Source organism: Pseudotamlana agarivorans (genome assembly GCF_018860245.1).
Taxonomy (GTDB): domain Bacteria; phylum Bacteroidota; class Bacteroidia; order Flavobacteriales; family Flavobacteriaceae; genus Pseudotamlana; species Pseudotamlana agarivorans_A.
In genome coordinates, this window is the sequence record NZ_JAHKPD010000014.1 from 127320 (window position 1) to 141946 (window position 14627).

Annotated in this window: 15 protein-coding genes; 7 read left to right on the forward strand and 8 right to left on the reverse strand. The window is 32.4% G+C overall.

All coding sequences use genetic code 11. The features are described 5' to 3' along the window. Positions 1 to 2: 2 nt before the first annotated feature. The 8 genes from fabG to KO493_RS10580 all read right to left on the reverse strand — a co-directional run bounded on the left by fabG (position 3) and on the right by KO493_RS10580 (position 7880). Entirely contained in the window at positions 3 to 749 is a 747-nt protein-coding gene (gene fabG, locus KO493_RS10545) for a 3-oxoacyl-[acyl-carrier-protein] reductase (RefSeq protein WP_216067926.1), read from the reverse strand. A gap of 190 nt (positions 750 to 939) precedes the next feature. Continuing rightward, positions 940 to 1812, reverse strand: a complete 873-nt coding sequence (gene sucD, locus KO493_RS10550; RefSeq protein WP_216067927.1) for a succinate--CoA ligase subunit alpha — start codon at positions 1810 to 1812, stop codon at positions 940 to 942. A gap of 69 nt (positions 1813 to 1881) precedes the next feature. Next, positions 1882 to 2823 carry a UDP-3-O-(3-hydroxymyristoyl)glucosamine N-acyltransferase gene (locus KO493_RS10555; protein WP_216067928.1) on the reverse strand — a complete coding sequence of 314 codons (942 nt, stop codon included), beginning with the start codon at positions 2821 to 2823 and terminating at the stop codon, positions 1882 to 1884. A 5-nt stretch (positions 2824 to 2828) separates the two neighbouring features. Then, complete coding sequence (gene efp / locus KO493_RS10560; protein WP_216067929.1) at positions 2829 to 3395, reverse strand: elongation factor P; 567 nt, start codon at positions 3393 to 3395, stop codon at positions 2829 to 2831. A gap of 4 nt (positions 3396 to 3399) precedes the next feature. Then, the gene (gene lpxA / locus KO493_RS10565; protein ID WP_216067930.1) at positions 3400 to 4185 is read right to left on the reverse strand and encodes an acyl-ACP--UDP-N-acetylglucosamine O-acyltransferase; all 786 of its coding nucleotides are present in this window, start codon (positions 4183 to 4185) and stop codon (positions 3400 to 3402) included. A 3-nt stretch (positions 4186 to 4188) separates the two neighbouring features. After that, positions 4189 to 5595, reverse strand: coding sequence for a bifunctional UDP-3-O-[3-hydroxymyristoyl] N-acetylglucosamine deacetylase/3-hydroxyacyl-ACP dehydratase (locus tag KO493_RS10570; protein ID WP_216067931.1), 1407 nt, complete (start codon positions 5593 to 5595; stop codon positions 4189 to 4191). Beyond that, on the reverse strand, positions 5582 to 6607 hold the full coding sequence (gene lpxD, locus KO493_RS10575) for a UDP-3-O-(3-hydroxymyristoyl)glucosamine N-acyltransferase (RefSeq protein ID WP_216067932.1): 1026 nt from the start codon (positions 6605 to 6607) through the stop codon (positions 5582 to 5584). The genes KO493_RS10570 and lpxD overlap by 14 nt, the downstream gene beginning before the upstream one ends. A gap of 52 nt (positions 6608 to 6659) precedes the next feature. Next, a complete protein-coding gene (locus KO493_RS10580) occupies positions 6660 to 7880 on the reverse strand; it encodes an HD domain-containing protein (RefSeq protein WP_216067933.1) in 1221 nt (406 codons plus the stop codon). A gap of 40 nt (positions 7881 to 7920) precedes the next feature. Here KO493_RS10580 and KO493_RS10585 point away from each other — a divergent pair, with 40 nt between their 5' ends. The 7 genes from KO493_RS10585 to aroB all read left to right on the forward strand — a co-directional run bounded on the left by KO493_RS10585 (position 7921) and on the right by aroB (position 14615). Continuing rightward, entirely contained in the window at positions 7921 to 9474 is a 1554-nt protein-coding gene (locus KO493_RS10585) for a bifunctional response regulator/alkaline phosphatase family protein (protein WP_216067934.1), read from the forward strand. A 74-nt stretch (positions 9475 to 9548) separates the two neighbouring features. Then, positions 9549 to 9953 carry a tRNA (adenosine(37)-N6)-threonylcarbamoyltransferase complex ATPase subunit type 1 TsaE gene (tsaE, locus tag KO493_RS10590; RefSeq protein ID WP_216067935.1) on the forward strand — a complete coding sequence of 135 codons (405 nt, stop codon included), beginning with the start codon at positions 9549 to 9551 and terminating at the stop codon, positions 9951 to 9953. Positions 9954 to 10114: 161 nt separating this feature from the next. After that, positions 10115 to 11314, forward strand: a complete 1200-nt coding sequence (locus tag KO493_RS10595) for an alanine dehydrogenase (RefSeq protein WP_216067936.1) — start codon at positions 10115 to 10117, stop codon at positions 11312 to 11314. Between the two features lie 35 nt (positions 11315 to 11349). After that, positions 11350 to 11724: a hypothetical protein gene (locus tag KO493_RS10600; RefSeq protein ID WP_216067937.1), complete on the forward strand. Its 375-nt coding sequence runs from the start codon at positions 11350 to 11352 to the stop codon at positions 11722 to 11724. A 1-nt stretch (position 11725) separates the two neighbouring features. Next, on the forward strand, positions 11726 to 12319 hold the full coding sequence (locus tag KO493_RS10605) for a sugar transferase (RefSeq protein WP_216067938.1): 594 nt from the start codon (positions 11726 to 11728) through the stop codon (positions 12317 to 12319). 20 nt (positions 12320 to 12339) lie between these two features. Further along, positions 12340 to 13416, forward strand: a complete 1077-nt coding sequence (locus KO493_RS10610) for an SDR family NAD(P)-dependent oxidoreductase (RefSeq protein ID WP_216067939.1) — start codon at positions 12340 to 12342, stop codon at positions 13414 to 13416. 131 nt (positions 13417 to 13547) lie between these two features. Further along, positions 13548 to 14615 carry a 3-dehydroquinate synthase gene (gene aroB, locus KO493_RS10615; protein WP_216067940.1) on the forward strand — a complete coding sequence of 356 codons (1068 nt, stop codon included), beginning with the start codon at positions 13548 to 13550 and terminating at the stop codon, positions 14613 to 14615. The last annotated feature ends 12 nt before the right edge of the window (positions 14616 to 14627 follow it).

Consider the following 14627-nt stretch of genomic DNA (forward strand, 5'->3'; position numbering starts at 1 on the left):
TGTTAAGTTAACATACCTCCATCAACGTTTAGTGTTTGCCCAGTAATATATGCACTCATATCACTTCCTAAAAACACACAAACATTCGCGATATCTTCAGGAGTACCACCACGTTTTAAGGGAATACCAGCTCTCCAACCTTCTACAACTGCTTCATCTAACTTAGCAGTCATTTCAGTTTCAATAAAACCTGGAGCAACAACGTTGCTTCGTATATTTCTTGAACCAAGTTCCAAGGCAACTGATTTTGAAAAACCAATAATCCCTGCTTTAGAAGCTGCATAGTTTGTTTGACCTGCATTTCCTTTAACACCAACTACAGAACTCATGTTAATGATAGAACCTTTTCGTTGTTTCAACATGGTACGTTGAACAGCTTTAGTCATGTTGAATACAGACTTTAAATTCACCTCAATAACGGTATCGAAATCTTCTTCAGAAATACGCATTAATAAGTTGTCTTTAGTAATTCCAGCATTGTTCACTAAAATATCTATAGATCCAAATTCTTTAACCACATCTGCCGCTAAAGTTTGAGCTTCATCAAAACTTGCTGCGTTGCTTTTATATCCTTTTGCTTTTACACCTAAAGCAATTAATTCTTTTTCTAATGCATTTGCTGCATCAACCGACGAGCTGTATGTAAACGCAACATTTGCTCCTTGAGCTGCAAAAACTTGAGCTATTCCTTTACCAATTCCACGACTAGCACCAGTTACAATGGCTGTTTTACCTTCTAATAGTTTCATTATTTATAATTTTAAAATTCCTGTAATCTACTGAAACACTATTTATTATATAAAAATAACAGTTTTTAGATTACAGCAAATTATCTTTTTAATAATTTCTGTGTTAACTTCAAATATAGGAAATACAAATGGCTTCAAATAAAAAAACCTCACAAAGATTTGCAAGGTTTCATTGTATTTGATTTATGTATTACCCTAAAACTTCAGCAATTTTCTTACCAATTTCAGCTGGAGAATCTACAACGTGTATTCCACATGCTCTCATAATTGCTTTTTTAGCTTGTGCCGTATCATCACTACCACCTACAATAGCACCTGCGTGCCCCATTGTACGTCCAGCAGGAGCTGTTTCACCAGCAATAAATCCTACTACAGGTTTTTTACTTCCACTAGCTTTGTACCAGTTAGCAGCATCAGCTTCTAATTGTCCTCCAATTTCACCAATCATAACTACAGCTTCAGTTTCTGGATCGTTAATTAATAACTCAACAGCTTCTTTAGTTGTTGTACCAATAATTGGATCTCCACCAATACCAATAGCCGTTGTGATTCCTAAACCTTGTTTTACAACCTGGTCTGCTGCTTCATAAGTTAAAGTTCCTGATTTAGAAACAATACCTACTTTACCTTGTTTGAAAACAAAACCTGGCATAATACCAACTTTAGCTTCTCCAGGAGTAATAACACCAGGACAGTTAGGGCCGATTAAACGACAGTCTTTTCCTTTAATATAACTTGAAGCAGTAATCATATCTGCTACAGGAATACCTTCCGTAATAGTAATTATCACTTTAATTCCAGCATCAGCAGCTTCCATAATAGCATCAGCAGCAAAAGCTGGTGGTACAAAAATGATAGTAGTATCTGCTCCTACTTGTTCAACAGCTTCTAATACTGTATTGAAAACAGGTTTGTCTAAATGTTTTTGTCCCCCTTTACCCGGAGTAACACCACCAACAACGTTGGTTCCGTATTCAATCATTTGGCTAGCGTGGAAAGTACCTTCACTACCCGTGAATCCTTGAACAATAATTTTTGAATCTTTATTTACTAAAACACTCATAAGTGATAATTAATTGTTAATATTTTTAAAAAACAAATGTAATTTTTTGAATTAACTTTTTATAGAAAATTACAGTTTTTTTGATTTTAGAATCTCTAATAATTTTGGAATCTGACGTATTGCAGCCAATTCCTTGAGTTTAACACGAACTTCTTCGGCTGGGTACCCAAAATAAACCTTTCCTCCAGGTAAAGATTTACTAATTCCTGATTGCGCCTGAACTACAGCTTTTTCACCAATTGTAATGCCACTTGTACAACCTACTTGCCCCCAAATAGTAACTTCATCTTCAATAACTACACAACCTGCAATGCCAACTTGAGAAGCGATTAAACACTTTTTACCTATAGCTGTATCATGACCAATTTGAATTTGATTATCCAATTTTGATCCTTCACCAATGATAGTATCTCCAGTAACCCCGCGGTCAATGGTACATGCAGCACCAATATCAACATGATTTTGAATTACTACCCTACCGCCTGATTTAAGCTGATCATAGCCTTCTGGACGGTTTTTATAATAAAAAGCATTGGCTCCTAAAACAGTTCCTGAATGAATCGTTACATGATCACCAATTACCGCGTCATCATAAATACTTACATTGGAATGAATAATACAATGATTACCTATAACTACATTGTTACCAATAAAACAGTTGGGCTGAATAATTGTATTATCACCAATTTTGGATGTATCTGAAATTGCAGTATTTGAAGCTCTAAATGGCTTAAAATGTTGCGTTAACTTATTGAAATCTCTAAAGGGATCGTCACTAACCAATAAAGCTTTACCTTCAGGGCAATCAACTTTTTTGTTAATTAAAACTATAGTAGCTGCCGATTCAAGTGCTTTGTTATAATATTTTGGATGGTCCACAAATACGATATCGCCCGCTTCAACAACATGAATCTCATTCATGCCTAGAACAGGAAAATCAGGATTACCAATAAATTCACATTGAATTAAATCTGCAATTTGATTTAAAGTGTGTGGGTTTGGAAACTTCAACGTGTTTATTCTTTTACGCGTTCTTTGTAAGTTCCTTTATCAGTCTCTACCTTAATTTTATCACCTTCATTTATAAAAAGTGGAACATTAACAATAGCGCCTGTTTCGACAGTAGCCGGTTTTGTAGCATTTGTTGCTGTATTACCCTTCACACCAGGCTCTGTAGCAGTAATTTCTAAAATAACACTAGCAGGCATTTCAACTGAAAGCGGCGCATTATCTTCAGAGTTTATAATTACTGTAACCACTTCACCTTCTTTCATTAAACCTGGATTATCTAATACAGCCTCAACCAATTGAATCTGAGTATAATCTTCAGTATTCATAAAATGATAGTACTCACCATCATTATATAAAAATTGAAATTTGTGAGTTTCAACACGAACGTCCTCTAATTTATGTCCGGCAGAAAAGGTGTTATCTATAACTTTTCCGTTGGTAACACTTTTAAGTTTTGTTCTAACAAAAGCAGGACCTTTTCCTGGTTTTACGTGTAAAAATTCAATGATTTTATAAATATCGTGATTATACCTTATACATAATCCGTTTCTAATATCCGATGTTGTTGCCATTTATTTAATTTGATTTAAAATATCCTTTCATAATTCCTCGATGCGAATTCTTAATAAATTGAAGAATCTCATCACGTTCTGGAGTTGCTTCCATTTCTGCTTCTATAATTCCTGCAGCCTGCGTATTATTATAATTTTTCTGATAGAGAATTCTATAAATATCTTGAACTTCTCTAATTTTATCTGATGTAAACCCTCTACGACGTAGGCCTACTGAATTAATTCCTACATAAGATAATGGCTCACGGGCTGCTTTAACAAATGGGGGAACATCTTTTCTAACCAAAGAACCTCCAGTTACAAAAGCATGATTACCGATGGATACAAATTGATGCACTGCTGTCATACCTGCTAAAACAACATAATCACCAACAGTAATATGCCCTGCCAATGTGCTATTATTTGAAAAAATACAGTTATTTCCAACCACACAATCGTGTGCGACATGGCAATAGGCCATAATTAAACAATTGTCGCCAACAACCGTTTTCATTCTATCGGTTGTGCCTCTATTGATAGTTACACATTCCCTAATAGTAACATTATTTCCAATTTCAACGGTTGTATCTTCATCATTATACTTTAAATCTTGAGGTACAGCCGAAATTACAGAACCTGGAAATATATTACAATTCTTACCAATACGAGCACCTTCCATAATGGTAACATTGCTACCTATCCATGTGCCTTCACCTATAATCACATTATTGTGAATGGTTGCGAATGGTTCTATAACAACATTTTTTGCAATTTTTGCACCTGGATGCACATATGCTAGAGGTTGATTCATAATTTATTTTACTTTAGAAATTTGTGCCATTAATTCTGCTTCTGCACAAAGCTTACCGTTTGCGTAAGCATAACCTTGCATATGACAAATTCCACGGCGAATTGGTGTAATTAACGAACATTTGAAGATTAAAGTGTCACCAGGAACTACCTTTTGCTTAAATTTAACATTATCCATTTTCATAAAAAAGGTTAAATAATTCTCTGGATCTGGTACTGTATTTAAAACTAATACCCCTCCCGTTTGTGCCATAGCTTCACATATTAATACACCTGGCATTACTGGAGCTCCTGGAAAATGTCCTTTAAAGAACTCTTCGTTCATGGTAACATTCTTCATAGCGGTGACGTAACTATCAGTTAGTTCAAACACCTTATCTATCAACAAAAATGGTTGCCTATGTGGTAACATAGCCATAATTTGATTTACGTCCATTAAAGGTGTGGCATGTAAATCGATATTAGGCACGTTATTTCTACGTTCGTTTTTTATAATTTTGGCTAATTTTTTAGCAAACTGAGTATTTACAAAATGCCCAGGTTTATTCGCTATAATCTTACCTTTAATACGTGTTCCAACAAGTGCTAAATCACCAAGAACATCTAATAACTTATGTCTTGCAGCCTCATTTGGGTGGTGCAATGTTAAATTATCTAAAATACCATTAGGCTTTATGCTAATACTATCTTTTTTAAAGGCTACTTTAAGTTTTTCTAAAGTTTCCGGTGATAATGCTTTATCTACATAAACTATGGCATTATTTAAATCACCACCTTTAATTAAACCATTTTCTAGAAGCATTTCAATTTCATGTAAGAAACTGAAAGTACGAGAATTAGAAATATTATCTTTAAAATCTGAAATTCTATTAAGAGTTGCGTTTTGAGTACCTAACACTTTAGTACCAAAATCTACCATAGTAGTGATTTGGTATTCGGAAGCAGGCATTATTAGAATTTCACTACCACTATCTTCATCCACATAAGACACTATATCTGTAATTTCAAATTCTTCTCTAAACGAATCGAGTTCAACAATGGTAGCCTTCTCAATAGCTTCAACAAAAAACTTAGATGAACCATCCATAATTGGAGGCTCAGAAGCATCTAATTCAATAATAACGTTATCAATATCCAAACCAACTAATGCAGCCAAAACGTGTTCTGATGTTTGAATTATAACCCCGTTCTTTTCTAAACAAGTACCACGTTGTGTGTTCGTAACATAGTTCGCATCCGCTTGAATTACAGGCTCTCCTTCTAAATCCACACGCTTAAACACAAATCCTGTATTTGCTTCTGCAGGTTTAAAAGTTAAGGTTACGTTTTTACCTGTATGTAACCCAACACCATTTAAAGAAATGCTGTCTTTAATAGTTTTTTGTTTGATTTCAGTATTAACTATTCCCATTTGTTTTTTCTAAATCGTTTATGTTTTTAACTATAAGTGGCAAGTTTTTAAAATGAACATAAGCCTTATTATAGTCGCTTAATTTTATTGCAGGAGAGCCTTGTAGCATCTCGTTATCTTTTACATTTCTTCCAATTCCAGATTGCGCTTGTATTCTTACATTATCACCTATTGTAATATGTCCAGCAATACCAACTTGCCCTCCAATTTGGCAATGTTTACCTATTTTGGCAGAACCAGCAATACCTGTTTGAGCAGCTATAACGGTGTTTTCTCCAACTTCAACATTATGTGCTATTTGAATTTGATTATCAAGCTTTACGCCTTTCCTAATAATAGTAGATCCTAAGGTAGCTCTATCAATAGTTGTAGCTGCACCAATATCAACAAAATCTTCAATGATAACATTTCCTATTTGAGGTACTTTACTATACCCACCTTCTTCATTTGGCGCAAAACCAAAACCGTCTGCACCAATAATAGCACCTGAATTGATTACACAATTCTTTCCTATAATCGTTTCAGAATAAATTTTAGCACCAGCAAATACAATGGTATTATCTCCTAACACGACATTATCGCCAATATATGAGTTTGGAAAAATCTTCACATTACTCCCTAATTCAACATTATCTCCAATATAACTAAAGGCGCCAATGTAAAGCTGATCCCCGTGTGAGGCAGATTCTGAAATATACGAAGGACTCTCTATTCCGGTTTTATTAAGCTTAACAGAATTATAGTATTCTAAAATTTTAGAAAAAGCTAAATACGCATCGTCAACTTTAATTAAAGTCGTTTCAACCTCATGATCTGGAATAAAACTCTTATTTACAATCGTAATAGAAGCCTTTGTGCTGTATATATGTTGCTTATATTTTGGATTTGCTAAAAACGTTAAGGCGCCTTCAAATCCTTCTTCAATCTTAGAAAGCTTTGACACTTCAACATTTGGGTTCCCGTCAACATCTCCTTCAAGTATTCCCGCTATTTGTTGTGCTGTAAATTTCACTATTAAAGTTTGATGTTATTTTTATAATTGTGCAAAAATAGGAAAAAATGTGTTAAAATTTATCCTTAGGATAGCAGATATAATATTTAGTTACTGGTTTAGATAAAGCTTTTAAGTTTAATTGATCTGAAGCCTTAACAATATCTTGGGTTTTTCCTGACTTATGCAAAATATTAATACGCTTATCTTTTAGATGATACGCTTGATTTGAAATTTGCCCCGTAAACACAAAATATCGCGCCTCTTCTTTAGTTATTTTATAAGCTTCCATAAGTGTTTCAATGCGTTTTTCTAAACTGTGATTTTTAATACTTTTGTTCCTTACTTTAATTTTAAGTAAATGCCTATTGATTATCATTTTACATAATTCGCTAAGCACAAAATCATCATGTGATTGCCATTCTTTCATAGCAGAAATAATATCATAATCATCAAGTTGAGAGAAAACATCAAGGGTCTCTTCATTAAAATTATCGGTTGAGATTTTATTATCTAAAAAATACACTAATGCTTTACTTGCTCTTAGCTCTTGTCCTAAATCATGTAATTCTTTAGCACGTTTTAAAACTCTAATCAACAACTGTTCTGCAACTAATCCTGTTTTATGAAGATAAACCTGCCAATACATTAAACGTCTGGCAATTATAAATTTCTCAACGCTATAAATACCCTTTTCTTCAACTACCAGTTCATCATTTACAACATTCAACATTGTAATTAAACGCTCACTATTAATATTACCCTCAGCTACTCCTGTGTAAAAACTATCGCGTTTTAAATAATCGGCACGGTCCATGTCTAATTGACTCGAAATAAGCTGAAATAGAAATTTTCTAGGATATTCACCCTTGAAAATTTGAATGGCTACCGTTAAACTTCCGTTAAATTCAACATTCAAACGCTCCATAAAAAGCAATGAAATCTCCTCATGAGATACATTATTTACGATACTATGCTCCATGGCATGTGAGAATGGCCCATGACCAATATCGTGCAATAATATGGCCACATACAAGCCTGTCTCTTCCTCTTCCGATAGGCTAACCCCCTTAAAACGAAGTACATTAACCGCTTGTTGCATTAAATGCACACAACCAATGGCATGATGAAACCTAGTATGATGTGCGCCAGGATAAACCAAATACGACATTCCCATTTGGGTGATTCTACGTAATCTTTGGAAATATTTATGCTGAATTAAATCGAAAATTAGCGAATTCGGAATCGTAATAAATCCGTAAATTGGGTCGTTTAATATTTTAAGTTTATTCAAACTTTAAATTTTATAATTAAATATTTACAAATATAGCTATATGAACACAATAAAAATACTTTGGGTAGATGATGAAATTGATTTATTAAAACCTCATATTTTATTCCTAGAAAAGAAAAACTACAAAGTAACCAAATGCAAAAGTGGTACAGAAGCTATTGATATTTTAGATGAAGAAAATTTCGATATTGTTTTTTTAGATGAAAATATGCCTGGCTTAACTGGGCTAGAAACTTTAAATGAAATTAAAGCAAAAAGGGACAATCTTCCTGTGGTTATGATCACCAAAAGTGAAGAAGAATATATTATGGAAGAAGCTATTGGTAACAAAATAGCAGATTACTTAATTAAACCTGTAAACCCTAATCAAATTCTACTTTCGTTAAAAAAGAACCTAGATCATTCTAGACTTATTTCAGAGAAAACAACCTCAAATTACCAACAAGAGTTTAGAAAAATAGCTATGGATTTGGCTATGGTTAATAATTATGAAGAGTGGTATACCTTGTACCAAAAACTAATTTATTGGGAAATACAACTTGAGGAGATTGAAGATATTGGTATGTTTGAAATTCTAGAGTCTCAAAAAAACGAAGCCAACTCTCAATTTGGTAAATTCATAGAAAAAAAATATGAAGATTGGTTCAAGCCAAATACAGACGCTCCAATCATGTCGCACACTTTATTTAAGGAAAAAATTGTTCCTGAAATTAGTAAAGAACAGCCTACCCTACTAGTGGTTATTGACAATTTGCGTTATGATCAATGGAAAGTTTTCGAACCTATTATTAACAACTATTATAAAAAAGATAAAGAAGAAGCATTTTTTAGCATTTTACCTACAGCAACACAATATGCGAGAAATGCAATTTTTTCAGGACTAATGCCTTCTGATATGGAAAAATTATTTCCCCAGTACTGGAAAAATGATACAGATGAAGGTGGTAAGAATTTACATGAAGCTGATTTTTTAGAATCACAACTAAAAAGATTAGGATTATCTCACTTAAAACATGAATACCATAAAATTACAAGTTTAAAATCTGGAAAAAAATTAGCCGATAATTTTAAATCACTAAAGGATAATGATTTATCTGTAATTGTTTACAACTTTGTGGACATGCTTTCACATTCTAAAACAGAAATGGAAGTGATAAAAGAGCTTGCCTCTAATGATAAGGCCTACAGATCCTTAACTTTGAGTTGGTTTAAAAATTCACCATTATTAGAAATGATTCAACAAGCTCAACAATTAGGTTTTAAACTAATTTTAACTACCGATCACGGTACTATTAATGTGAAAAACCCATCAAAAGTAGTTGGTGACAGGGACACAAGTTTAAATTTGCGTTATAAAACCGGCAGAAGCTTGACTTATGATAAAAAAGAAGTATTAGTTGCGAAAAACCCGAAAGATTTACACCTACCAACGATTAACATGAGTAGCTCTTTTATTTTCGCAAAAGGAGATTCCTTTTTTGCGTACCCCAATAATTACAATCATTATGTAAGTTATTTTAGAAATACCTACCAACACGGAGGTGTTTCTCTTCAAGAAATGATTATTCCTTTTGCTGTTTTTAATCCGAAATAAAGAAATTGCTAGAGATTTCTTTTTAGGTTTTACATAAACTAATTATTAATTTTACCTTCTTAAATTATTAGAAATTGGAAATAACCTATAATCTCACTGAAATTGAATGCGTAGCTGATAAAATAATCAACAACTCAAAAACTAAAACCTTACTTTTTTATGGGGAAATGGGTGTTGGAAAAACTACACTAATAAAGAAAATAGTTGAAAACTTAGGCAGTCTAGATGAAGTAAGCAGCCCTACCTTCTCTATTGTAAATGAATACAGCTCAAAAGAAAGTAAAATCTATCATTTTGATTTATACCGATTAAAAAGCACTGAAGAAGCTTACGATTTTGGTATTGAAGACTACCTAGACTCTAATCATTGGAAACTTATTGAATGGCCAGAAAAAGTAGATTCTAACTTGTTTGATGAATTTGATAAGGTGCATATTAGTATAGATGATTCCAATAACCGTATTTTAAAATTAAATTAAAAAGGAAACTTAACTAAATCATATCCCGTTCTTAAAAATTAGACTTGCTGTTACTTTCTGCTTTAAATTAATTTCTAATCTTTAAATTAACAAATTTATCACTTTAGAAGGCTCTGTAACATATTTATTTGTAATTTGAATTTTTATTAAGCGCATCAATAATGTCTAAGCAATTATCACCGTTTACTAAGCAACAGCTTATTCCACAAGAAGAAACTCTAGAGATTTTCAAAAAAAAAGGAGAATTATTCATAGGAATACCTAAGGAAACTGCTTTTCAAGAAAAAAGAATTTGTTTAACGCCAGACGCTGTATATGCTTTAGTTAGCAATGGACATCGTGTTTTAATGGAGTCTGGTGCAGGAAGTGGGGCTAATTTTACCGACAAAGACTACAGTGAAGCTGGCGCAGAAATAACAAAAGACACGGCAAAGGTTTTTTCTTGCCCAATGATTCTAAAAGTGGAACCCCCTACTCTAGAACAGATTAAAATGATTAACCCACAAACCATTTTAATTTCAGCTTTACAATTAAAAACACAATCTAAAAAATATTTTGAAACATTAGCTACAAAACGCATAACCGCTTTAGCTTTTGAGTTTATACGAGATACAGATGGTAGCTACCCTGCCGTAAAATCCTTAAGTGAAATCGCAGGAACCGCCTCCGTTTTAATAGCTTCTGAATTATTATCTGAAACAAAAAATGGTAACGGACTCATGTTTGGTAATATTAGCGGAGTACCTCCTTTAGAAGTTGTCATTCTAGGCGCAGGAACCGTTGGTGAATATGCTGCTAGAAGTGCACTTGGTTTAGGTGCAGGTGTAAAAGTTTTTGATAATTCCATAACAAAACTGAGACGTATTCAAACGCATCTTGGACGTCCGTTGTTTACTTCAACGATTCAACCAAAAAATTTAACTAAAGCTTTAAAACGCTGTGATGTCGTTATTGGAGCCGTTAGAGGAACTAATAGAGCTCCTATTGTGGTTACCGAAACCATGGTAGAATCTATGAAAAAGGGTGCGATTATTATTGATGTTAGTATTGATATGGGTGGTTGTTTTGACACTAGTGAGGTCACTTCACACAAACAACCTACATTTATAAAACATAATGTGGTGCATTATTGTGTACCGAACATACCTGCTAGATACCCCCGTACAGCTTCAGTATCAATTAGTAATATTTTTACACCTTATCTTTTAAAAATTGCTGAAGATGGTGGTATTGAAAATTCTTTAAGATTAGATAGAGGTTTAAAAAATGGGTTGTATTTTTACCACGGAATTTTAACAAGCAAACCTGTTGGTGAATGGTTCGATTTAAAATATTGTGATATCAATTTACTTATATTTTAATAGATCACCTATTTTATTGCTCTCAACTCTTTTAAATGAAACTTATTCAACGCATTGGCTACTATCTTGGTGGTTTTTCAATAGGCCTAGTATTATTAGCATTCTTTTTAAGCGGAAAAAAAACATCTTGTAGTTATGGCCCAGATGCTAGAGTTCTTAAAAACATTAACACTAAAAAACTACATTATAGTACCGAAGCAAATCGTACTATTAATCAAAAATTAATAGATTCCACAGAGGTTCTTTGGGTTTTAAAAAAAGGAGATATAAATTTTTCCGAAAGTGCTCCTAGACAAAAGCCTTGTGGATATTACGCTGTTGAAGGCGAAGTTAATGATAAAGACATAAGTGTTATTGTTGAAAATTGTGACAGTATTGCAACAATAAAAAGCATTAAACTAATCAAGTAACATGATAAAACGTTGTTTTGATTTTACTTTTGCATTAATTGGTTTAATACTTCTATTTCCTTTATTCATAATAATAATTATTCTTATTAAATTCGATTCTCCTGGCCCCGTATTTTTTGTTCAAGGTCGTGTTGGAAAAAACAATAAGGATTTTAATATTTATAAGTTTAGAACCATGCGTGTGCAATCCGATTCTAAGGGATTGTTAACTATTGGTAATCATGATTCGAGAATAACTCAATCTGGTTACATTTTAAGACGTTACAAAATTGATGAATTCCCACAATTAATCAATATTTTGAAAGGCGATATGAGTTTTGTAGGACCAAGACCCGAATTACGATATTACGTCAATTTTTATAGTGAAGATGATTTGCGAATTTTTCAAGTTAGACCAGGCATAACTGGCCTTGCTTCATTAAAATACAGAAATGAAGTTGAGCTTCTGGAAAAGGCAGACGATCCTGAAAAATTATTTATAGAAACCATAATTCCAGATAAACTAAAATACAACAAGGAGTATATTAAAAAGAGAGATTTCTTTTTTGACCTGAAACTAATTGCGCTTACTATAGTTAAAGTAATTGCTAAGTGATTTTTATTAATAATGCTTCCATGAATCTTCCTACCTCTAATATTATTGACGAGTTACTTTCAGAATCTGGACTATTTCCATTTATAAAAACGACTCCAAAAGAAATTTCAATTTTTAATTTTTCCGAAGAAACCATTTTAATAACAGGAGCAGCTGGAACTATTGGAACCGAACTCACGAAACAATTAGTAAAAAGTACTTTCAAGAAACTTATATTAATTGATTTTGCTGAATCTCCTCTTTATAATTTAATGAAAGACTTAGAGTTTGAAAATACTTCTAATGTCGTTTTTAAGCTATTAGATATTACTGATGAAATTGCTTTAAAAAACATCTTTACTACATTTAATCCTTCAATCGTTTTCCATACTGCTGCATATAAGCACGTCCCTCTTTTAGAGCAAAACCCATATAAAGCTGTAGACAACAATATTTTAGGAACTAAAACATTAGCAGACCTGTCCTTAGAACATCGTGTTAATAAATTTATTTTTATCTCTACAGACAAAGCGGTAAACCCGATTAATGTCATGGGCATGTCTAAACGTATTAGTGAAAATTATTTATGTTACTTGAATTCAATTTCTAATACTTCATTTATCAATACCCGATTTGGAAACATCATTGGATCCAATGGTTCAGTCGTTCCATTATTAAAAAAGCAAATAGAATCAGGACAACCCATAACCCTAACTAGCACGAGCGTATCTAGGTATTTTATAAGTAAACATAAAGCGTGTCAGTTAATTTTAAAGATTGCTCAATCAAAAAACACACAAGAACATACATTTACTTTTAACATGGGAGCCCCAATAAAAATTTGTGAGTTAGTTAAGCGCTTACTCTATAATTATTCTATAGACCCTAAATCTGCTTTAATTAAAACGACAAAATTACGCCCAGGCGAAAAACTTCATGAAGATATTGTATCAGAACAGGAATACTTAGAACCATCAAATATAGAAGAAGTTTTAATTGTAAAATCTTCTATAAATGAAAAAATAAGAGCATTCGATTTCAGCACTTTAAAATCAATAACAGCAAACGATAATCCTGAAGTTATAAAATCAATTTTATTAGATTACTTAAAACCATAATGATGAATTTGTGAAATTTCTTGAGAATTTAGAATTCAACGCCTAAATTTGAGAGAAATATAATTATAGCTTAATTATCATTTTATATAAAATCTCCTTAATTTCACACCCTTAAATTATAATTAATATTTATGGACTCTATTACTGCAAATGATAGTTTAATTCATTTTAATAACACTTGTTATTCTTCATTAAACACATATTTACTGAATAATAACTTTTCAAAAATTTTCATATTAGTTGATGAAAATACACATCAATATTGTTTACCTCTTTTTTTAGAAAAATTACAAACAGAGGTTACTCTTGAAATTATTGAAATTGAATCTGGAGAAATAAACAAAAACATTGATACATGTGTTGGTGTTTGGAATACCCTTTCGGAATTAAATGCAGATAGAAAAAGTTTAATGATAAATATTGGAGGTGGTGTCATAACAGATTTAGGTGGTTTTGTTGCTTGTACATTTAAACGTGGAATTTCTTATGTAAATGTGCCAACAACATTACTTTCTATGGTTGATGCTTCTGTTGGAGGAAAAACAGGTGTAGATCTAGGACACTTAAAAAATCAAATTGGAGTAATAAGTAGTGCTGATTTAGTTTTGATAGACACAAAGTATTTAGATACTTTACCTAAAAACGAAATGCGATCTGGCTTAGCTGAAATGCTGAAACACGGGCTTATAACTGGAAACACCTATTGGAGTAAATTTGAAGATTTATCTAAATTATCCTTAGATGATTTAGATGGGCTAATACATGAGTCTGTTGAAATTAAAAAAAATGTTGTTGAAATTGATCCTTTTGAAAACGGACTTAGAAAAACATTAAATTTTGGACACACCCTTGGTCATGCGATTGAATCTTATTTTTTAAGCAGCCCGAACAAAACAACTTTACTTCATGGTGAAGCTGTTGTTGTAGGAATGATTTTAGCATGTTACATTTCTAGTGAACTTGTTGGTTTCCCAATGGAAAAAACGGAAGCCATTAAATCGTTATTAACTAGTTATTACGGCAAAGTTGATATTGATAGAAGCGAACACGCTACCATTATTGAATTACTTAAATATGATAAGAAAAACAATCATGGAAACATCAACTTCGTTCTACTAGAAGATATCGGTAAGCATAAAATTGATTGCCTAGTTGATGATAAAATAATAATAGATGCTTTTGATTATTACGCAAAATAATTATTGGCTGCC